Origin of the sequence: Vampirovibrio sp. (assembly GCF_041737375.1) — a bacterium.
In the GTDB taxonomy this organism is placed as follows: domain Bacteria; phylum Cyanobacteriota; class Vampirovibrionia; order Vampirovibrionales; family Vampirovibrionaceae; genus Vampirovibrio.
Window position 1 is genome coordinate 1 of sequence record NZ_JBGSRV010000006.1, and the last position, 19,683, is coordinate 19,683.

Consider the following 19,683-nt stretch of genomic DNA (forward strand, 5'->3'; position numbering starts at 1 on the left):
TTTGGGAGGAAACAAATTTCCCGTCTCTAGCTTCTTGCCTCCTGTCATTCCCGCGCCGGCGGTAATCCACGGTGCGGGCTTGCGGTTTAGCCTTCCGTGCGAGGGGGGTGAAGACATGCGCTTTGGGGCAAAGTGGATTCCCGCCTGCGCGGGAATGACAGAAGGGCAGGCATGAGAGGGGGGCAGGCATGACAGGGGGGCTGGAATCTACGGTGCGGGCTTATAATTCAGCCTCCCTTTGTGGATTTGGGAGGCAACAAATTTCCCGTCTCTAGCTTCTTGCCTCCTGTCATTCCCGCGCAGGCGGGAATCCACGGTGCGGGCTTGCGGTTTAGCCTTCCGTGCGAGGGGGGTGAAGACATGCGCTTTGGGGCAAAGTGGATTCCCGCCTGCGCGGGAATGACAGGGGGGGCAGGCATGATAGGGGGAAGGGATGACACAGGGAGGTAGGCATGATGGGGGGTACAAGATAGAGGGGGTCAGTGCTGGATGCTGGTTAGGTGGATAGGCAATCCTGAACGGGTGCCAGCAGGCTGCCGTCCTCTATTTGTTGCACCAGTTTAGCCACATCGCCTGCCAGGGTGCGATCGACAGTTAAGGGCGGGACAGACTGGCGGATTTTTTGATAGACCCGCCAAACCCCTGCACCGGGCTGAAGATCGCCACGATACTCCAGTCCTTCAGCGGCGGCCAGCAATTCGGCGGCCAGCACCCAGCGGGCATGCTCCAGAATTTTGGCCGCTTTTCGGGCCGAAATAGAACCCATGCTCACATGATCCTCTTTATCGTTAGAGGTGGGAATGGTATCCACCACCGCTGGATGGGCCAGAATTTTGTTTTCAGACACTAGTGAAGCAGCGGTATAGTGAATAATCATCAGGCCCGAATTAAGCCCTTCCTGCTGCTTACCCGCCAAGAAGGCAGGTAGTTCACTAAAGGCGGGGTTCATCAGCTTATCAATGCGACGCTCGCTAATACTGCCCAATTCGCACAAGGCAAGGGCCAACTGCTCCATGGCCATGGCCACCGGCTCTCCATGAAAATTGCCCTGAGAAATAATATCGCCATTGGGAAACACCAATGGGTTATCGGTGGCTGAGTTAATCTCGATTTCCAGAGTGTGGCGAGCGGATGCCATCAAATCCCGAGCCGCCCCATGCACCTGAGGAATGCAACGCAGGGAATACGCATCCTGCACCTTGGCGCAATCCCGGTGAGAATCCATAATTTGGCTGCCCGCCAATAAATTGCGAATGATGGCCGCCGACTGGGCATGACCGGCATGCGCCCGTGCCTGGGCCACTCTGGGGTCAAAGGGTTTTTGACTGCCTTTCACCGCCTCAATGGTCATGGCCCCGGCCACCTCGGCCACATCTAGCAGGGCTTCCGCCTGTAATAGGGTTAGCGCGCCAATGGCGGTCATCATTTGGGTGCCGTTCAGCAAGGCCAGCCCTTCTTTGGCCTTTAGGGTCAAAGGTTCAATATTGGCCCGTTTCAAGGCTTCAGCGCCGCAAAGCCATTCGCCCTGATAGAAAGCCTCCCCTTCCCCAATCAGCACCAGCGTCATATGAGCCAGCGGGGCCAAATCGCCGCTAGCCCCCAGCGAACCCTGAGCCGGAATTTTAGGGTAAACCCCTCGATTCAGCAGAGCCAGCAAGGTTTCCAGCAACACGGGCCGCACACCGGAAAAGCCTTTGGCCAGCGTATTGGCCCGTAAAAGCATCATGGCCCGCACCACCGGAAACTCCAGAATGGCACCAGTCCCAGCGGCATGACTTCGCACCAGATTGGCCTGCAACTGATCGACCTGCTGATTGGAAATAGAAACATGGCTTAAGGCCCCAAAGCCGGTATTGACCCCATACACGGTTTTGCCGGAACTCAGTACGTTTTCCACAACCTGACGAGAGGCCTGAATTTTTGGCTGACAGCCCTCGGCCAAGGCCACCGGAAGGGTGGCATCCAGACTTATTTCCCGCACCTGCTCCAGTGTCAGGCTTTCGCCATCCAGAAAAATTGTTCGCTCAGTCATGCAAATCCCGCTTTCAGACCCGTTGTTTTTCAAAATCATTTGTCCTGATTGTAATACGGAGCGGTTTTTTCATCGAGAAATTTTGAAACGCTAAAAGCCGAATGCGCTTTCACATCCAGCTTGTTTAAAACCCTGGTTCCAACCCTGGAAAGAAGTCTAATAAGCGGCTGGCTTGGCCTCTTCGCTAAACATTTTAGAGCCAGCGGCAATCCCAGCGCCCACTGCCATCGTACCGCCCAGAAACGGACAGATTGCGGCACCCGCAGCCATAGCGCCCACCCCTACGGCAGTCATCACCGGATGCTCCTTGGCAAAGCTACCAAACTGCTTAATGGCATCATTGGCGCTAAGCTGCAGGTTTTGCATAATATCCTGCTGATTGCGGCCAGTGGCTTCCGCCTTCTTCACGGAGGTTTTTCGAATTCCTTCAGCCGTTACCTCGGGGCCGCCCATAAAAATTTTGTCCAACACGCCTTCATTGGCTGTACGCAAGGCGTCTCCATTCAATTTGCCATCAATGGCCATGTCATCTTGCAGCAGAGACAAGGTTTCTGGATCGATATTGGTATCCTGATCGCCAAATTTGCGGCCATCCAGCGACTTTTCGTTGCCCAGGGTCACGGCCAGAATATCACCATCAATGCTGCCATCACCACTAAACAGGGTGGCGTGACCCGATAAACGATAAACCGCTTGCTCGTAACGGCTCAACCCGGATTGTTCTTGCAAGGTGCCAATATCACTGGTGATATTCACCGCTTGGCCGGCCTCTTTTTTCACAGCGGCCTGATTCGGGTTATTCACCATTTTGGCGACCCGTGCATCAATGGCCTGATGATATTTCGCCAGCTTGTCAGGCGATATATCGCCCCGCGCGGCCATTTGATCCGCAAAGTCATGATCAAGCCCTTCGCCGGTAAAATAACCGTATTTTTCTTTTTCAGCGGCTGCGTAGCCCTCAATCAGCTTGGTTTCATCCGGCGTAAAATTCTCTGGATTGTTCAAAACATTGTTATAAATGCGCGCACTGCCAGAAACCCCGTTTTTACTGGTGCCAGCAGAAATATGCCCCCGACCGGCCAGGTGCATAATGGCTGCGTCCTTACCTGATACGCCATTAAATGCTTCTTTGCCGCCCCGTACGTTTTTATAATCCTTGCCCCCCTTGGGATCGGCCTTCAAATCACTGTAATTCAAGTCCCGACGCTCATCAATGGTCATGGTATCAGCGCTACCCACGGCGCTTTCACCAGAGGGCGCTTCAGCGCTTTGGCTGGCTGGCTTTAATGCCTTCGGATCATCATCGGTACCCGAGGCAACAGCGACAGATCCACCTGCTGAACTGGCGGGCTGCGCACTGTTAGTGGTACTGGCCGTTGTTTTAGGTTCCGTGGCATTACCAGCGCCACCCACCGGCGCACCAGTCGATGGCCCAGCGCTAGCTGCCGGTTCAGCTACTGAAGCGGACTGACCAGCCAGCATCAGTTCGATTACCTGTTTTAAAAGCTGAAAGATAGGAATTATCAAAGACATGGTATCAAGTTGACCGGGCGCAGCGTTACTGGTGCTGGCATTTGCTTGGGAAAGTGCAGCCATTTGAACCTGTCCCGAAGCAGGGGTTGCCATTACGGGCAAACGGGAAGTCATTGCTCTGTTTTGTATGCTTAATGGCTGCATCATTTTAGTCTTGCACTCTCTATAACTTTGGAAGGAAAAAACAGAATTTTCTCTGGCACATACACTACTAAAATAATAAAAACAACTAATTGATGATAATTGTGTCCTGTCATAGAAAAACTTTACATTTACTCTCAATCCAGCACATTCCATCCCTGTTTGCACTCAGGGGCACTTAAAGCCCCAATGCAAGCAAACATTGCAAGCAGGCAGCTGTCTCAGCGAAGACTACTCACGCCATTAGCGATTGAATAGAAGGATGGCTTTCCCAATTTCGCGTAAGCCGCTAAAAAGATAATGAATTGAAAAGCAAAGTCCCACATGGCCAAAGCCTTCGCCCAAAATTTCGGCAGGAATCACGCCCACCGCAATCAACCATTGGCTAAACCCGGATTGATCCAGCAAATAATAGCCCAGCAAGGGAAACAGCGGCACCAATAAAAAATATTTTAAAGCAGAAAAAGCGGCGTCGCCCACCAAGCGCCAGCGCTGAGACATCTCATCACGGGCAGCTGCGGACGATGATGAGGGAACCTGAATTGAAATAGGCTTTACACTGGCCAAAATCGTTTACCTTCTTATTTTTATTAAAGTTTCAAACAGTCAAATGGGATATCAGGGCTTTTCCAGGCAGGCGGCGCAAAGGCCAAACACTTCAAAGTTATGGTAGTCCACCCGAAATCGGCCTTCCAGCTCAGTTAAAACTGGCTGAAACGGACAGCTGTCCAACATCTGAACTTTCTCGCAACGGGTGCATATAAGATGGTGATGGTGCATGTGATGGTTGTTCAACTCATAGCGAACCTGCCCGTCATTAAAATTCAAAGGTTTAATCTTGGCCTCGGAAACCAACTGGTTCAAAGCCCTGTACACACTGGTCAGGCTCACCTTCTTGGCGTCAGAAGTTCTGTTAATCCAGTCCATCACATCGGGTGCCGTGGCGTGGCTCAGCTGCTGAAGGGCTTCTAGCACCGCTTGGGTGGATTTGGCGGGACGGTTGGCAGAGGTAACTACAGTCATGATATTGAAAACCATTTTTAGGAATTTGCTCGGGAATCGTATCACAAATAATTTGCGCAAGCCCTTCTGTTTTTAATTCATTTGACAGTTGCTTACTTCTCAATAAAAATGAAAATCATTATCAAATGATCTCTAACCACTCATTTTTTAAGGACGTTCCTGGATTATGGTGATCACAGCACCCATCGTCAGCGGGTTTTATTTCCCTCCACAAGCGCCAACAACCCAAAGCCCCCTGACTGGGATGGAGCGTCAAGCCGCGCTGTCCAAAACTACGCCCCAAACCGATTTTAGCTCAAAGGCACCTCAAAGCCCGCTTCAATCAGGGCCATCCAAGCTATCCGGTAATCAAAAACAAATGCTGGGGCATGTGGCCAAAGGCAGTGGTTTGGTGCTTAGCGCCTTGCTGCTGAAGAAACTGCCCAAGCAAACGTCCAGTTTTCGGCTCCTTTCCACCGATTGGAAAGAATGGGCCAAAGTCCTGACCGCCATTGCCGGGTTGGGCGAATTTCAAAAAGCGGCCAAATGGGAGCCCCCGATTTGGCTAAACGCCATGATGAACGTGGCCTTGGTAACCCCGTTGGTCACCCGGTTTAATTTATCCAACGTAATACAGGGCGTAATTGTAGCCCCCTTTGTGGGCGGGCTGGCCAGCCTGAACCACTACTTAGGCGATAAGGCCGAGCAACCGGCCCAGAAGTATCTGCACCTTTCACCCACCGTAACTCACTTTGCGCTGTCAGCCGTTAGCACCTTGGCAGGGCTGGCCATTTTGCCCGGTATCGCCAAGGCCATTCCTCAGCCCGCCAAAAGTTGGCCCGGTCAAAATTCGGCCAAAACAGGAACGGGAGCGGAAAACACTGCCGCTCGAGCCAGCACAGGCACTTTATGCGCCAATGGCTGCTGCGCCAGCCTGATTTGCGCCAACGATGTAGGCCAAATGGGTTCCGCCGTTATGGATTCTTATCAAACCCGCAACAAAGAAAGGGGGTTGGCGTGACTCTTTCCAACCTTCAATCCGACTACACCAGTCGTCCGGTTATTCTAAGTAGGCCTAGTAGCCCTCGCTTTGGCCATCAGCCAAAACCGCAGCCAAAGGATACCAAGGAATGGTTCACTGATTTGTTTTTCCCCAGAGCACAAGCGCCTTGCCACGACAGCCATTGCTCCGATCACCAGCACGAGCATGAAAACCCGGCGGTGAAAGGCAAAAACAGGATTGAAAAAGTAGGCCTGTGGTTTAAGGAACTAATTACCGGATTTTGGAACGATGTAAAAACAGTATTCCAACGCCTGACGCAAAAAAACACTCCCCTCGCTGCTAGCAGCGATACCAAATCCTAACCCCTCACGCCCCCTCACACCATTTCCCCGAAAGGTTTTATGATTCATCGTTTGCAACACAACTCTTTGTCAGTCTATCCCCGTCCACTGCCATCAAAAGCCAGCAAAGGCATTGCCTTTGGCCATACAGGCGGCCATGTGCATAGTGAAAAATGCGGCAGCCATTGCAATCAACCTGCCTCTCCCAAGCCACAAACCGAACAGCGCCAATTTTGTTTGGTGGCCGCATTCCAAAAAGTAAAAGCGTTTTTTGAAAAAGTCTGGAACTGGCTAGCCGAGCGTTTCCGTGGTGCCAAAAAAACCACCCCGGCACAAACAGAAGCCCCTCATCACCATCCAGCACCCACCCCAGCCTCAACACCAGCGCCAGAGGCAACCACGCACAACGCCCATAGCCATCAACATCATCATGAGCCCGGTCAGGCTTGTGGCGGCAGTTGCGGCGCAAAAAGCCACCCGCATGCACACGAACACTCGCCCCATGGCTCAGGACATCAGCACTAAAAAAGCCCAACAAAAATACCCCAGACAGGATTCGAACCTGTGACCTACCGCTTAGAAGGCGGTTGCTCTATCCAACTGAGCTACTGAGGCATTTGTTGTTTGATTAGGATTGCCCCAATCGTAACAAAAACCCCGGTCGCTGGTAAGCCTCTTCCTTAAGAAACAAAAGAAACGGACTTAGCTGGGAGTATCCCTGTTCAGGAAAACGCTAGGGTCCATCACTTGGTGTCTTATTCATTGGTCTTTTCCCAAGGCCTGGTCAAAGCGGGCTATTAACTCAGGTGGCTCAACAACATGGTTGTTGTAGAGGCATAAATGGTTTCAAACAATTCAGACAAATTGGGAGGCGCCACGATTAACCCGGCGACTACAACCGCAACCGCAATGACCAAAGCACCGGAATACTCCACCACGCCTTGCCCTTTGTACGACCGTTTCAACTTGCCAAACACAATGTAACCCTCATGTTCTCGGAAAGTAGGCGGACAATCCGCCGCCCCCCAAGAGGTGCGTGGGATGCCTCAAGCATCTCTAAAGGATTAATACCTCCACCACACTGACTTAAAACCAAGTTTTAAGAAGCATAAAGCAAGTTTTTGAGCTTACGGTAAAAGTTCTCGTGGGGGCCAATCAGTAGAATCACCACGCTTTCGGTTTCTGGAGAAAGCTGATAGGCAATGCGGAACTCTTTGCCTTTATAAGTAATGTGATGAGAAAAAACACTGGTTAAGGGTTGCGACAACCGCTCTCCCAAACGCTCAGGATCTTGACAAAGCCGAAGCAGCGCATCCCGAATCAGGATACGCAAAGGTTTATCCATGTTTTTCTGTGCTTTGTCGGCGGTTCGGGTTAAATATAACGTCCATTCCCGCAAAGCGTTGGAGCCGTCCTCTACCTGAGAGAAGCCGCTGTTCATTAAAGCGCTCATGGTTACAAGTCTCCAAACGCCTCATTCATACTGATAATTCGGCCCTGCCGAGCATCTTCCAGGCTGGCCAGCAAAAAGCTCACCTGCTCAACATCGGTCACAATCTCCAAAGTCTCCGCTCTGGAAGCCCCGATTGAATCAGCGGCAGCCATCGCCAGCGAGGAGAACCAAAAATTGCCCGCTTTGGACTCAGCGTTTCCATTGGATAACGACATGCTGACTTCCCCCGTTTTCCATCACAAAAGCATAAAAACAAACTGTGCGGTTTTGGTGCGCCCCAATTTGCAAAAATGCCTGTAAATCAGCACAGCGACTTAAAAACACAAAGCAGGCTCCCTCAAACAGAGGAGAAAACAGAGCCAGACACTCAAGTTTATAAACGCCTTAACCGATACGCCTATTATTAGACCCAACGGACAGGAGCACCCCCTGACTGATGAACGCCCCAAACCCTTATGCCAAGCAGGCTGAAACCTACAAAAAAAATCAAATTGAAACCGCCACCCCGGAAGAAATACTGATTATGCTATACGAAGGCGCCATTCGCTTTCTGCTGGTGGCCAAAAAAGGGGATGCGGAAAACGATCGGGAAAAATTCAGCAAAAACATCATAAAGTCTCAACACATCATTCGAGAGTTTATGGAAAGCCTGGACCTGGAAATTGGGGGGGAAATGGCGCTCAATCTGTATCGGCTCTATGATTATCTGCATTACCGCCTGGTACAAGCCAACATTAAAAAAGATGTAGCCATGCTGGATGAAGTGTTGGATCATTTAAGAAGATTGAAAAAAACATGGGAAGAAGCCATTCTAATCGCCAAAAGGGAAAAGGAAACCGCACGGGATGAGCCTGAAGCCTCCTTACACGCCTGAACCACCCAACTATCAAAAGTCATTAGAACTTTTGAATCAGCTTTGTGAAATCACTGACACCATTTTGCCCCTAAGCACTGGGCAAGATCTACCCGGATTGAATCAACTCATCTTTCAACGGGGGGAACTGATTGAGCAGTGCCGCTTGATTCAACTAAAAGACTTTGCGCCCCAGCAGCAGGAAAGTCTTCAGCAAAAAATAGACTATTGTGAAAAACAAGATGTTGAGATTGAAAAAAACATGCGGGCCTTCAAGGAAGAAATTGACAGCCAGCTCAAACATCTCAAACAAAGCCAAACCCTGTTGGGCAAATATCAGCCTGGTGAAATAGAAGGCGAGGAAACCCGCTCCAAAAACGTATAAAGCGCTGAGTATTGTTCGTAAAGCTCCTCTCTATGCACAAGCCCATTCAAATCCTGTTAATAGAAGATGATCCCGTCTGGCAAGAGGCCATAAAAGCCTTGCTGTCTTCGACAGTTCAATTTGAGTTGGCCGCCATCGCCGAAGATATGGATTCAGCCCTGTTGGCCTACCAGCGCAAAACGCCTGAAATCATTCTGCTGGACTGGCAAATCCTGGGGGAGAAAGATGGGATTGAAGTGGGCAAAATCCTGCTCAGCCAAGGGGTGCCGTCAGAACATATTGTGCTGATTAGCGGTGCCAATCCCTCTTCTATACCCAAGCATCCATTTTTATATGTACCTAAGCCTCTAATCGCCACCGACTTGCTTCCATTATTGGCCTCTGTAACCCAGCGTTAAATTTCTGCGCTTGCGTCGTTATTTTGTCTTTGCTATATATGTTGCTCCCACCCTAATTGGTTTGAATGGTCGTGTTTGACACTGTCATTCATTCTTACCTCGAAAGCGTTCCACTCCAGGCTATTACGGGCCAATTCAGTTGAAAGCCCAAGGCTAGAACCAATTCAGGGAAATTCCTCCGGTTCCAAGTCAATCTGATTAGGCTTTTGCTGAAATGAATTGACCTGCAGCTTCAGGGAACCAAGCAACGCTCAACCGTTCAAGCAAACGGAAACCACATATCAAAGAACGGAATAGATAAAGAAAGGATCAGTGGCTGCCGTGGGAAAACTGGCCCAAAAACAAGAAACCGTAGAGCAACTCAAGTCTCACTTGAGTAAAGCCACCATCGCTGTCGTGGCAGATCCTCGCGGTTTAAGCGTATCTGAACTGACCCAGCTTCGCCGGGAACTCTACAAAGAGAACGCTCAGTTTACGTTCGCTAAAAACACGTTGGCAATTCACGCCATCAAGGACACCGAACTGGAAAGCCTGACGGATTCACTGAAAGGCCCGACCGCCCTGTTAATTGGACAGGCCGATCAGGTTGCACCAGTAAAAATCCTGACCGAGTTCTTTAAAAAGAACAAAAAAGCCAACCAAATTCGGGCAGGCGTCCTGGACAGCAAGCTTCTAAGTCCGGCTGAAGTGGAACAGCTGGCGAAACTCCCGCCTATCGAAGAGCTTCGCGGTAAACTGGTGGGTGCTATCAACGCTCCGTTGAGCGGTATTGTGTCTGTAATCAGCAGCCCACAACGTGGACTGGTGAACGTACTGGATCAATACTCGAAACGCTTACAGGAAGCATAAGATCGGGCTGTTCACCCCGGCTTAGGCACTCCCCTGTTAAAAGATGTTACCAAGTCAACAATCAAATGAGGTTCAATTTCAATGCCCGCTGAATTAGATGATAAAACAAGTAAGATTTTTGAAGAAATCAAAACCCTGAGCTTCTTGCAAACCGCTACCCTGGTTAAAGCTTTCGAAGATGAGTTCGGCATCACCGCTTCCGCTCCTATGGCAGTTGCCGCTGGCCCCGCTGCTGGCGCACCCGCTGAAGAAGAAGTGACCGAAGTTAGCGTTATCCTGAAAGACGCTGGCAGCAACAAGATTGCCGTCTTGAAAGAAGTTCGCTCCATTACCGGATTGGGCTTGAAAGAAGCCAAAGATCTGGTTGATGCCGCTCCTAAAGCCATCAAAGAAGGCGTTAAAAAAGAAGATGCCGCCAAATTGAAAGAGCAGCTGGAAGCCGCTGGCGCCACCATCGAAATCAAGTAATCGCATCATAGGTAAGGGAAAACCGAGCGAGCCAATCCCAAGGAAAGGCGACTTGGTTTTCCTTTTGCCTATGAAATTTTGCGTTTCTGCTTGTCCTTGATATAGTGGTGTATTATTTGACCCCTATTATCCAGGCCGTGACCTAAATCAGCTCTAGCGCGGGATTCTTCACTCAAATCACGTTTTCAATTATGACGAGGTTTACAATGGCAGCAAAGACCATGCGTTCAACCCTTCCAGGTATTGGGTCTCTCCCCCTGGAACAGCTCCCTGATCTGGCCGAGATCCAAAAAAATTCCTTTAACTGGTTCATCACCGAAGGTCTTAAAGAAGAGCTCCTGTCTTTTTCCCCGATCCGTGACTACACGGGTCGTCTTGAGCTTTATTTTCTGCCGGAATACAGTTTTGACAAGCCGAAGCACACCGTAGAAAGTGCTCGTCTTCACGACACAACTTATGCGCGTCAATTGCGTATCATGCTGCGCCTCGTAAACCGGGATACCGGTGAAATTAAAGAGCAAGAAGCCTACATTGGCGAAATTCCCATGATGACCGATCGGGGTACGTTTATCATCAACGGCGCCGAGCGGGTTATTGTTTCTCAAATTGTTCGCTCTCCTGGCATTTACTATAAAAAAGATCAGGCTTTGAACGGTAAGCGTATCTTTAACGCCACCATGATCCCCAACCGTGGCGCATGGCTGAAGTTTGAAACCGATATCAACGATGTGATCTACGTTAAGATTGATAAAAACCGCAAAATCCTGGCCACCACATTGTTGCGGGCGTTGGGACTGTCCATTGCCGAAATGGAGAACCAGTTCCGTCACTTCGATTACTTAAAAAAGACACTGGACAAAGACCCCACCGAAACCACTGAAGAAGCGCTGATTGAAGTCTACAAAAAACTGCGCCCCGGTGATCCCCCAAGCGTGGGCGGTGGACGCTCCTTGCTGGAAAGCCGTTTCTTTGATGAGAAACGCTACGATTTAGGCAAGGTAGGCCGTTACAAGGTCAACAAAAAGCTGGGCCTCTCCGCACCAGACACTGTGCGTGTTTTGACCAACGAAGACATCGTTTCTGCCATCGATTACCTGATCAACCTAAACTACGATGATGGTCAGGTTGATGACATCGATCACCTGGGTAACCGCCGTATCCGTGCGGTGGGCGAACTGTTGCAAAACCAGTTCCGAGTGGGTTTAACCCGCTTGGAGCGGATTGTTAAAGAACGCATGACCCTGCAAGACATTGATACACTGACTCCTAACAACTTGCTGAACCCAAAACCATTGCTGGCCGCCATCCGGGAATTTTTCGGATCGTCTCAGCTGTCCCAGTTTATGGATCAGACCAACCCGTTGTCGGAGTTGACTCACAAACGTCGTCTTTCCGCACTGGGGCCGGGCGGTTTAACCCGTGAACGCGCAGGCTTTGCGGTTCGTGACATTCACCCTAGCCACTACGGAAGAATTTGTCCGGTAGAGACGCCTGAAGGACCGAACGCCGGTTTGATTGGCTCTTTGGCCACTTATGCCCGGGTGAACGAATACGGCTTTTTGGAAACCCCTTACTGGGAAGCAAAAGACGGTAAGCTAACGGGTGAAATTCACTTCTTGTCTGCGGATGAAGAAGATAAGTTCCGGGTAGCCCCTGGTGATGCGACCCGTTCTGAGGATGGTACTTTAACAGGTACTGCCGTACCGGTTCGTTATCGCAACGAATTCACCATTACCGAACCCGATACGGTTGACTACGTTGGGGTTTCCCCCATTCAGATCGTATCGGTAGGAACCGCGCTCATTCCATTTTTGGAGCACGATGACGCCAACAGGGCCTTAATGGGCTCAAACATGCAGCGTCAGTCGGTTCCGCTGGTTTCCGCAGAACGCCCCATGGTTGGAACAGGGCTGGAGCGTCGTGTGGCGATGGACTCCGGGATGTCTCTGGTCTCCGAAGTGGAAGGCAAAGTTGTACGGGTAACCGGTGAAATCATTGAAGTCCGGGGCAAAGACGGTAAAGTCTACCCGCACCAGATGATTAAATACCTGCGTAGCAACCAGGATACCTGCTTAAACCACCGTCCTCTGGTTCGTGAAGGCGAAGAAGTTGAAGTAGGCCAAGTGATTGCGGACGGTGCCGCTAGCCAAAAGGGCGAGCTGGCCTTGGGCCGGAATATCATGGTGGCCTTTATGCCTTGGGAAGGCTACAACTTTGAGGATGCCATCCTAATCAGTGAACGGTTAATCCACGATGATGTCTATACCAGTATTCACATTGAAAAACTGGAAGTAGATGCCCGTACCACCAAGCTGGGTCCTGAAGAAATTACCCGTGAAATCCCCAACGTCGGTGAAGACGCCTTACGAAACCTCGATGAACGAGGCATCGTAAGGGTTGGCGCCCGTATGTTTGCCGGAGACATTCTGGTCGGAAAGATTACACCCAAAGGCGAATCTGAGCATCCGCCCGAAGAGAAGCTCTTGCGAGCCATCTTTGCTGAAAAAGCGCGTGATGTCCGTGATAACTCTCTACGGGTTCCTCACGGTGAAGGCGGCCGCGTGGTTGACGTGAAAGTATTTGATCGGGAAAAGGGTGATGAATTGCCCCCCGGCGCAAATACCGTGGTTCGGGTCTACCTGGCTCAAAAGCGTAAAATCAGCGTAGGCGATAAAGTGGCGGGTCGTCACGGTAACAAAGGGATCGTGTCTAAAATCCTGCCGATTGAAGATATGCCTTTCATGCCAGATGGAACACCTATTGACATCGTCTTGAATCCCTTGGGCGTACCTTCCCGGATGAACGTGGGCCAAACGTATGAAACCCTACTGGGGTTAGCGGCTCACTTAACCGGGAAACACTACGAAGTCCCTCCTTTTGACGAAATGTATGGTGAAGAGGCTTCTCGCGTTGCGGTAACCAAAGAATTGCAAACCGCCATTGATGATGCGGGTATCGACTGGATTTTCAGTGATGGTAAAGCGGTTTTATACGATGGGCGAACCGGAGACCCTTTTGCCAACCGGGTTGCCATTGGCCGTATGTATGTAATGAAGCTGGTTCACTTGGTAGACGATAAGATCCACGCCCGGAGTACCGGCCCTTACAGCCTTGTTACCCAACAGCCACTGGGCGGAAAAGCTCAGTTCGGCGGTCAGCGATTTGGGGAGATGGAAGTTTGGGCATTGGAAGCCTACGGTGCCGCTTATACCCTTCAGGAAATGCTGACTATCAAGTCTGATGACGTGGTAGGCCGTTCCAGAGCGTATGAGGCGATCGTGAAAGGCGAAAACCTGAATCGTCCCAGTATTCCAGAGTCCTTCAAAGTACTCGTCCGTGAAATTCATAGTATCGGTCTGGATATTACGGTGAAGAAGCGACTGAAAGACGGTCGTGAAGTTGAGATTGACCTGATGGCCGATGAAGCGGCCCGTGCTCCCAAGCGCGAATTCGCTTCCGCGGGCAACGAACTGCTCAACTTCTTCTCTGCCAATTCCGATTCAATTTAAAGGAGCCCCACTGTGGTTAGCACCAATATTGACCAGTTTGATTTCATCAAAATCGGGATTGCCTCACCCGAACGTGTAATGAATTGGTCTCACGGCGAGGTTATGAAGCCTGAGACAATCAACTACCGTACCTTAAAACCAGAGCGTGACGGTTTGTTCTGCGAGCGTATTTTTGGACCTTCCAAGGACTGGGAATGCTATTGCGGTAAGTACAAACGGGTTCGTCACCGGGGTATCGTTTGCGAACGATGCGGCGTAGAAGTCACCGAATCCAAGGTTCGCCGTCATCGCATGGGCCATATCAAGTTGGCGGCCCCAGTTACCCATATCTGGTTCCTGAAAGGTATTCCCAGCTATCTGGGGTTGATTCTGGATATGTCTCTAAAGGATTTAGAGCAGGTCATCTACTTCAACTCTTATGTGGTTCTGGATCCTGGAAACACGGAATTGAAAGCCAATCAGCTTTTGTCCGAGGAAGAGTATGAAAATATTCTGGAAGAGAACGAAGAAGCTCAGCTAGAAGTCGGCATTGGGGCCGAGGCTGTACAGATTCTGTTGTCTCGTCTCAACCTGCAGGAAATGAGCGATGGCCTCAAGCAAGAGCTAGAGGAAATCACCGGCTCCAGCCAAAAGCGGGTTAAACCTTTAAAACGCTTACGTTTGGTTGAATCGTTGCTGCAAAGTGGCACCCTGCCTTCCTGGATGGTTATGGATGTTTTGCCAGTAATTCCGCCTGATTTGCGCCCGATGGTTCAGCTGGACGGCGGTCGATTCGCGACTTCTGACCTGAATGACCTGTACCGGCGCGTGATCAACCGGAACAATCGCTTGTCCAGACTGCTTGAAATGGGCGCGCCTGAAATTATCGTGCGTAATGAAAAGCGGATGCTGCAAGAAGCGGTTGACGCTTTGATTGACAATGGCCGTCGGGGCCGCACCGTGGTTGGACCGAACAATCGCCCCCTGAAATCACTCTCTAACATTATTGAGGGGAAACAGGGCCGATTCCGTCAAAACTTGCTGGGTAAGCGGGTTGACTCCTCCGGTCGGAGCGGTATCGTGGTTGGTCCTCGCTTGAAGCTGCACCAGTGCGGCTTGCCTAAAGAAATGGCCATTGAGCTGTTTAAACCGTTTGTTATCAACAAGTTGATTGAGCGGGGCGAGAGCCAGAACATTAAATCTGCCAAGAAGACCATTGAACGGCAAGAAACCGTGGTATGGGATGTTCTGGAAGAGGTGATTAAAGGTCACCCTGTGCTACTGAACCGGGCGCCAACGCTACACCGTCTGGGTATTCAATCCTTCGAGCCAGTTTTGGTTGAAGGTCGTGCGATTCAGCTTCACCCGCTAGTTTGTACCGCTTTCAACGCTGACTTTGACGGTGACCAGATGGCCGTACACGTTCCCTTGTCGGTAGAGGCCCAAACTGAAGCACGCATGCTGATGATGGCCACCAACAACGTCTTGCAGCCTTCCACTGGTAAACCGATTATTACGCCTTCCCAGGATATGGTTTTGGGTATTTACTACCTGACCCTGGACAACCCACACGCCACCAAAGGCGCGGGCATGAAGTTCTTTAGCTTTGAAGACGCCCTGGCCGCGTTTGAAGCCGGAGTACTTGAGCTGCACGCCAAAATCATCGTGCGTGATGAAAGTGGACAACTCATTGAAACCACCGCCGGACGGATTATTTTCAACAAAACTGTCCGCCAATCGGTTCTCCAGTAAGCATTGAACGAGGTAACACACGTCCATGAGCATTCTATCCCCCAATAAAACCCCTAAAAAACAACTCGAATTCATCAATAAAGTGGTGGATAAAAAAGAGTTGAATCGCTTGCTGGCCAAAGTCTATGCCGAAATGGGCATGGCCAAAACCGGAACGCTTGCCAACAACCTGAAAGATTTGGGTTTTCGGTACGCTACCAAAGCGGGTGTCACCATTTCGATCGATGACCTAACCGTTCCCGAAGCGAAAAAGGGCCTGATTAACGAGGCGGAAGCCGAAATTGAGCGGGCAACCCAGCGCTTTATGAAAGGGGAAATCACCGAAGTAGAGCGTTACACCAAGGTTATCGACACTTGGAGTGAAACGACTGAAAAACTGACCAAAGCGGTTGTGGATAACTTTGACAGACTGAACCCGGTTTACATGATGGCTTTCTCCGGCGCTCGGGGTAACATCAGTCAGGTTCGTCAGCTGGTCGGGATGCGGGGGCTGATGGCCGACGCGCAAGGCCAGATCATCGACTTGCCGATTAAATCCAACTTCCGGGAAGGCTTGAGCGTAACGGAGTACATCATCTCCAGCTACGGAGCCCGAAAAGGCCTGGTAGACACAGCCTTGAAAACCGCCGACTCGGGTTATCTGACCCGTCGTTTGGTGGACGTGGCTCAGGATGTGATTATTCAGCAAGCCGATTGCGGCACGGCTAACGGTATTCCCATGCTGGCCATCATGGAAGGTGAATCCGAGATCATGTCGCTGGTAGACCGGATCATCAGCCGAGCTTCTGCGGTGAACGTGGTCAACGAAGACGGAGAAGTTCTGGTCCCTGCCGGTGAAATCATCACCCCAGCCATTGCTGAAGTGATTGAAAAGGCAGGCATTAAAGAACTGTTAATGCGCTCTGTGTTAACCTGCGCCAGCCAAGTGGGCATCTGCCAAAAATGTTACGGTTGGTCACTCACCAGTAACAAAATTGTGGATGTCGGTGAAGCCATTGGGATTATGGCCGCTCAAAGTATCGGGGAACCCGGTACCCAGCTGACCATGAGAACCTTCCACACCGGCGGTGTATTTAGCAGCTTGGGTAAACGCGAATTATTCAAAGCCAAACAAGACGGGGAAGTGGTTAACAAACTACCAACCCGCGAATTCCGTACCCGTCACGGGGACATTGTAGAAATGACCACCCGTGATTGCACCCTGGAAATCAAAACCGCTGAAGGCAAGTCCAACAAATACAACCTGCCATTCAACACGCAAGTTATGGTCGTCGCCGGTGAATCGGTGAAAAAAGACCAAACCATTGCTTCTTTCGAGCCAACTGCTGGTCGCCGGACTGAAAAGGCCACCAAGGACATTACCGCCAGCATGAGCGGTGAGATTTGGTTTGATGGCTTTGAGGCCGATGAAAAACGTGATCGTCAAGGCAACATCAGCCGTACCGCCAACCGTCCAGGCACCATTTGGGTACTGGGTGGCGACGTTTATAACCTGCCAACCGGTGCCAGACATATGGTGAACGACGCTCAGGTGTTGAACGTTGGCGAAATCATTGCTGAAACCCATGTGGTTAGCGAACACGGCGGAGAAGTTCGTATTCCTGCGGATCTGGAAGTTGAAGAACAGAAAGTCGGCAAGGAAACCGTTAAGAAAATTGTAAATGGTAAGGAACTGACCATTATTATCGCCAGCATTTCCCCCAACAACGCCGAATTGGTGCAAACCAAGAAGGAACAGTTGTGGAAAGTCGCTGAAAGCGAAGAAACCTACATCGTCAAATCTCCACAGGGTACGTCGCTTGAAAACGGCAGCATTGTGGCCGAGCTGATTGATGAAAGTATGGCCGTTCCCACCAGCGGGCAAATTCGCTACCTCGATGTAGAAGTGGATGAGCAACGCATTTTGACCCAACCTGGTAAAATCCTGTTCCTGCCCGAAGAAATTCATCAGGTCAGCAAGGATATTTCTCTGAAGGTTCCCGGTATTGAGTCTGGTATGGAAGTGACCGCTGGCACAGAAATTGTGAAAGGGCTCACTTGTCAAACCACCGGTATTCTGGAAATCGTGGAAGAAAATGACATCGTTCGCGAAGTGGTAGTGCGCCCCGGCAAGCTGTTCCGGGTAAATGACATTAGCACGCTGAACGTGGATGATGGCACGGTTGTGACCAAAGGCACGGAAGTCGCCCCTGGCATTAAAGCCACTGAAGACTGCGTGGTTACGGTCAACTTCCAGATTGAAGTACCGGAAGATGAAGATGATGACATTGAGGACACCAGCGATCTGGAATATGCCGAAGTGCTACTGCGGCCTTACCAGGAGTTTCTGATTGAGCCTCGTAAAGTCAGCATTGAATTTGAATCCACGGATCCTGACAACATTACAGTAGTGCCGGTCACTCAGCTGCAAGTGAAAGATGGCGATAAAATTCGTCATATTGAAGGCGCTCCCATCCTCAGAACCAGCATGGTGCTGCAAATGAAGGGTTACCTGGAGCGTTTGAAGGCAGTCGCTGAAATCAAGGATGGCGGCAAAAAGGATGGCGATAACCTGAAGGTGGTGGTTCTGGAAAACCTGACCATCCGTCGGGACAACCCATCCGGGCTAAGCACCCAGAAAACCGCCACCCAGACCCAACTGCTGGTTGAAGATGGCCAAGTGATCGATAAGCGTTCACCGGTTGTCAAAACTCAGGTTATTACCCACACCAAAGGTCGGGTAAGCTTGGGTAACGCAGCTGGCGACAAGGACGTACGCAGAGTGCTGTTGATTACCGAAGATCACGAAACCACCCTAGAAGTGAGCGATAAGCCCATTGTTAAGGCTGGCGACTTTATCAAAATGGGTGACACCATTAGCGGCTCCGATCTTACCCCCATTTCGGGTCAGATTACCGAAGTGGTGGGCAAATCGATTATTGTCCGTGAATCTCAGCCCTACCTGATTTCCGGCGGTACGTTGTTGCAGGTTGAAAACCGCGCGTTAACCCAACGAGGCGATTTAATTGCCTCCTTGATCTTCGAGCGTCAGAAAACCGGGGACATCGTTCAAGGTTTGCCACGGGTTGAAGAATTGCTGGAAGGCCGTAAGCCCAAGGAATCTGCGGTGATTGCCCCTGTGGACGCCTCTGTGGAAATCATTTGGGAAGACGACGTTCAGCGCTTGTACCTCACCAGCATCAATGGCCGGGAAGAGATTTCCGTCCCCGTTGGCTCCACCATTATCGTGGAGGACAAGCAGACGGTTAAAACTGGTCAGGCATTAACCGATGGCCCTATTAACCCTCACGATATCCTGGTTGTGTCTGGCATTGAAGCCGTTCGGGAATACCTGGTTGAAGAAGTTCAACGGGTTTACCGCTCTCAGGGCGTAGAAATTGCCGATAAACACATTGAAGTGATTGTGCGGCAGATGACCAAGAAGGTGCGGGTTGATGAAGCCGGTGATACCACCCTGTTGGGCGGTGAACTGGTGGATGAAAAAGCCGGTGCTGAAGCCAACCGTATGATTGAAGGCAAGGAAGGCAAGCTGCCTGCGGAATATCACCCCGTATTGCTGGGGATTACCAAGGCCAGCTTGAATACCGAAAGCTTCATCTCGGCGGCCTCGTTCCAGGAAACCACCCGTGTACTGACAGAAGCCGCCGTGGAAGGCAAAAGAGACTTCCTGCGTGGTCTGAAGGAAAACGTGATTATCGGACGATTGATTCCAGCCGGTACCGGATTCCCACACTTCAAGGACGAACGGGCAGACATGTTCGACGATGCCGAACAGGCACTGGCGGCCAAGTCCTCGCTGCGTAAACCGTCCGCGATTCTGGAAGAGATTGAAAGCATGTTTGGTTCCCCGGAAATTTCTGAGGAAACCATGGAAAATCTGCTCATCGATGACTCTTCCATGCACGTGGAAACCGTCGGTAGCGCCGATATTCTAGATGATGAAGGATTAACCAGCGACGCTATTTTAGACGACTAGTTAATTTCT

General features: G+C 50.7%; 18 protein-coding genes and 1 tRNA gene. 11 read left to right on the forward strand and 8 right to left on the reverse strand.

The window, feature by feature from the left end:
- Positions 1–496 precede the first annotated feature (496 nt).
- The 4 genes from hutH to ACEW81_RS02455 all read right to left on the reverse strand — a co-directional run bounded on the left by hutH (position 497) and on the right by ACEW81_RS02455 (position 4,729).
- Complete coding sequence (gene hutH, locus ACEW81_RS02440) at positions 497–2,032, reverse strand: histidine ammonia-lyase (RefSeq protein ID WP_373531376.1); 1,536 nt, start codon at positions 2,030–2,032, stop codon at positions 497–499.
- Positions 2,033–2,188: 156 nt separating this feature from the next.
- The gene (locus ACEW81_RS02445) at positions 2,189–3,628 is read right to left on the reverse strand and encodes a hypothetical protein (protein ID WP_373531377.1); all 1,440 of its coding nucleotides are present in this window, start codon (positions 3,626–3,628) and stop codon (positions 2,189–2,191) included.
- A gap of 321 nt (positions 3,629–3,949) precedes the next feature.
- Positions 3,950–4,273, reverse strand: coding sequence for a hypothetical protein (locus ACEW81_RS02450; protein ID WP_373531378.1), 324 nt, complete (start codon positions 4,271–4,273; stop codon positions 3,950–3,952).
- Positions 4,274–4,324: 51 nt separating this feature from the next.
- The gene (locus ACEW81_RS02455; protein ID WP_373531379.1) at positions 4,325–4,729 is read right to left on the reverse strand and encodes a Fur family transcriptional regulator; all 405 of its coding nucleotides are present in this window, start codon (positions 4,727–4,729) and stop codon (positions 4,325–4,327) included.
- Positions 4,730–4,895: 166 nt separating this feature from the next.
- On the opposite strand from ACEW81_RS02455, the gene ACEW81_RS02460 reads away from it, so the two are divergent.
- The 3 genes from ACEW81_RS02460 to ACEW81_RS02470 are packed head-to-tail and all read left to right on the forward strand — an operon-like array spanning position 4,896 to position 6,577.
- Positions 4,896–5,729 (forward strand): hypothetical protein, encoded by an 834-nt coding sequence (locus ACEW81_RS02460; RefSeq protein ID WP_373531380.1) that lies wholly within the window; start codon positions 4,896–4,898, stop codon positions 5,727–5,729.
- Positions 5,726–6,073, forward strand: a complete 348-nt coding sequence (locus tag ACEW81_RS02465) for a hypothetical protein (RefSeq protein WP_373531381.1) — start codon at positions 5,726–5,728, stop codon at positions 6,071–6,073. Before ACEW81_RS02460 ends, ACEW81_RS02465 begins: the two co-directional genes overlap by 4 nt.
- A 39-nt stretch (positions 6,074–6,112) precedes the next feature.
- Entirely contained in the window at positions 6,113–6,577 is a 465-nt protein-coding gene (locus ACEW81_RS02470) for a hypothetical protein (RefSeq protein WP_373531382.1), read from the forward strand.
- 16 nt (positions 6,578–6,593) lie between these two features.
- Here the strand turns inward: ACEW81_RS02470 and ACEW81_RS02475 are convergent.
- The 4 genes from ACEW81_RS02475 to ACEW81_RS02490 all read right to left on the reverse strand — a co-directional run bounded on the left by ACEW81_RS02475 (position 6,594) and on the right by ACEW81_RS02490 (position 7,720).
- Positions 6,594–6,667 (reverse strand) — tRNA-Arg (locus ACEW81_RS02475).
- Positions 6,668–6,849: 182 nt separating this feature from the next.
- A complete protein-coding gene (locus ACEW81_RS02480) occupies positions 6,850–7,029 on the reverse strand; it encodes a hypothetical protein (protein WP_373531383.1) in 180 nt (59 codons plus the stop codon).
- Between the two features lie 122 nt (positions 7,030–7,151).
- Positions 7,152–7,505, reverse strand: coding sequence for a type II toxin-antitoxin system RelE/ParE family toxin (locus ACEW81_RS02485; protein ID WP_373531384.1), 354 nt, complete (start codon positions 7,503–7,505; stop codon positions 7,152–7,154).
- 2 nt (positions 7,506–7,507) lie between these two features.
- On the reverse strand, positions 7,508–7,720 hold the full coding sequence (locus tag ACEW81_RS02490) for a hypothetical protein (RefSeq protein ID WP_373531385.1): 213 nt from the start codon (positions 7,718–7,720) through the stop codon (positions 7,508–7,510).
- A 221-nt stretch (positions 7,721–7,941) separates the two neighbouring features.
- On the opposite strand from ACEW81_RS02490, the gene fliS reads away from it, so the two are divergent.
- The 8 genes from fliS (at position 7,942) to ACEW81_RS02530 (ending at position 19,674) form a co-directional block, all read left to right on the forward strand.
- A complete protein-coding gene (fliS, locus tag ACEW81_RS02495; protein ID WP_373531386.1) occupies positions 7,942–8,379 on the forward strand; it encodes a flagellar export chaperone FliS in 438 nt (145 codons plus the stop codon).
- A complete protein-coding gene (fliT, locus tag ACEW81_RS02500) occupies positions 8,351–8,743 on the forward strand; it encodes a flagellar protein FliT (RefSeq protein ID WP_373531387.1) in 393 nt (130 codons plus the stop codon). The genes fliS and fliT overlap by 29 nt, the downstream gene beginning before the upstream one ends.
- Positions 8,744–8,775: 32 nt before the next feature.
- Positions 8,776–9,141, forward strand: a complete 366-nt coding sequence (locus tag ACEW81_RS02505; protein WP_373531388.1) for a response regulator — start codon at positions 8,776–8,778, stop codon at positions 9,139–9,141.
- A 312-nt stretch (positions 9,142–9,453) separates the two neighbouring features.
- Complete coding sequence (gene rplJ, locus ACEW81_RS02510) at positions 9,454–9,990, forward strand: 50S ribosomal protein L10 (protein ID WP_373531389.1); 537 nt, start codon at positions 9,454–9,456, stop codon at positions 9,988–9,990.
- Between the two features lie 81 nt (positions 9,991–10,071).
- Positions 10,072–10,458, forward strand: a complete 387-nt coding sequence (gene rplL / locus ACEW81_RS02515; RefSeq protein ID WP_373531390.1) for a 50S ribosomal protein L7/L12 — start codon at positions 10,072–10,074, stop codon at positions 10,456–10,458.
- Positions 10,459–10,664: 206 nt separating this feature from the next.
- Positions 10,665–13,967, forward strand: a complete 3,303-nt coding sequence (gene rpoB, locus ACEW81_RS02520; RefSeq protein ID WP_472922801.1) for a DNA-directed RNA polymerase subunit beta — start codon at positions 10,665–10,667, stop codon at positions 13,965–13,967.
- Between the two features lie 12 nt (positions 13,968–13,979).
- Positions 13,980–15,698, forward strand: a complete 1,719-nt coding sequence (locus ACEW81_RS02525) for a DNA-directed RNA polymerase subunit beta' (protein ID WP_373531392.1) — start codon at positions 13,980–13,982, stop codon at positions 15,696–15,698.
- A gap of 25 nt (positions 15,699–15,723) precedes the next feature.
- A complete protein-coding gene (locus tag ACEW81_RS02530) occupies positions 15,724–19,674 on the forward strand; it encodes a DNA-directed RNA polymerase subunit beta'' (RefSeq protein ID WP_373531393.1) in 3,951 nt (1,316 codons plus the stop codon).
- Positions 19,675–19,683 lie beyond the last annotated feature (9 nt).

Coding starts and splice junctions, on each gene's coding strand:
- fliT (WP_373531387.1), top strand. CDS start 8,351: ATGAGCCTGAAGCCTCCTTACACGCCTGAACCACCCAACTATCAAAAG.
- ACEW81_RS02485 (WP_373531384.1), bottom strand. CDS start 7,505: ATGAGCGCTTTAATGAACAGCGGCTTCTCTCAGGTAGAGGACGGCTCC.
- ACEW81_RS02505 (WP_373531388.1), top strand. CDS start 8,776: ATGCACAAGCCCATTCAAATCCTGTTAATAGAAGATGATCCCGTCTGG.
- hutH (WP_373531376.1), bottom strand. CDS start 2,032: ATGACTGAGCGAACAATTTTTCTGGATGGCGAAAGCCTGACACTGGAG.
- fliS (WP_373531386.1), top strand. CDS start 7,942: ATGAACGCCCCAAACCCTTATGCCAAGCAGGCTGAAACCTACAAAAAA.
- rpoB (WP_472922801.1), top strand. CDS start 10,665: ATGGCAGCAAAGACCATGCGTTCAACCCTTCCAGGTATTGGGTCTCTC.
- ACEW81_RS02460 (WP_373531380.1), top strand. CDS start 4,896: ATGGTGATCACAGCACCCATCGTCAGCGGGTTTTATTTCCCTCCACAA.
- ACEW81_RS02455 (WP_373531379.1), bottom strand. CDS start 4,729: ATGACTGTAGTTACCTCTGCCAACCGTCCCGCCAAATCCACCCAAGCG.
- rplL (WP_373531390.1), top strand. CDS start 10,072: ATGCCCGCTGAATTAGATGATAAAACAAGTAAGATTTTTGAAGAAATC.
- ACEW81_RS02490 (WP_373531385.1), bottom strand. CDS start 7,720: ATGTCGTTATCCAATGGAAACGCTGAGTCCAAAGCGGGCAATTTTTGG.
- ACEW81_RS02470 (WP_373531382.1), top strand. CDS start 6,113: ATGATTCATCGTTTGCAACACAACTCTTTGTCAGTCTATCCCCGTCCA.
- ACEW81_RS02445 (WP_373531377.1), bottom strand. CDS start 3,628: ATGGCTGCACTTTCCCAAGCAAATGCCAGCACCAGTAACGCTGCGCCC.
- ACEW81_RS02530 (WP_373531393.1), top strand. CDS start 15,724: ATGAGCATTCTATCCCCCAATAAAACCCCTAAAAAACAACTCGAATTC.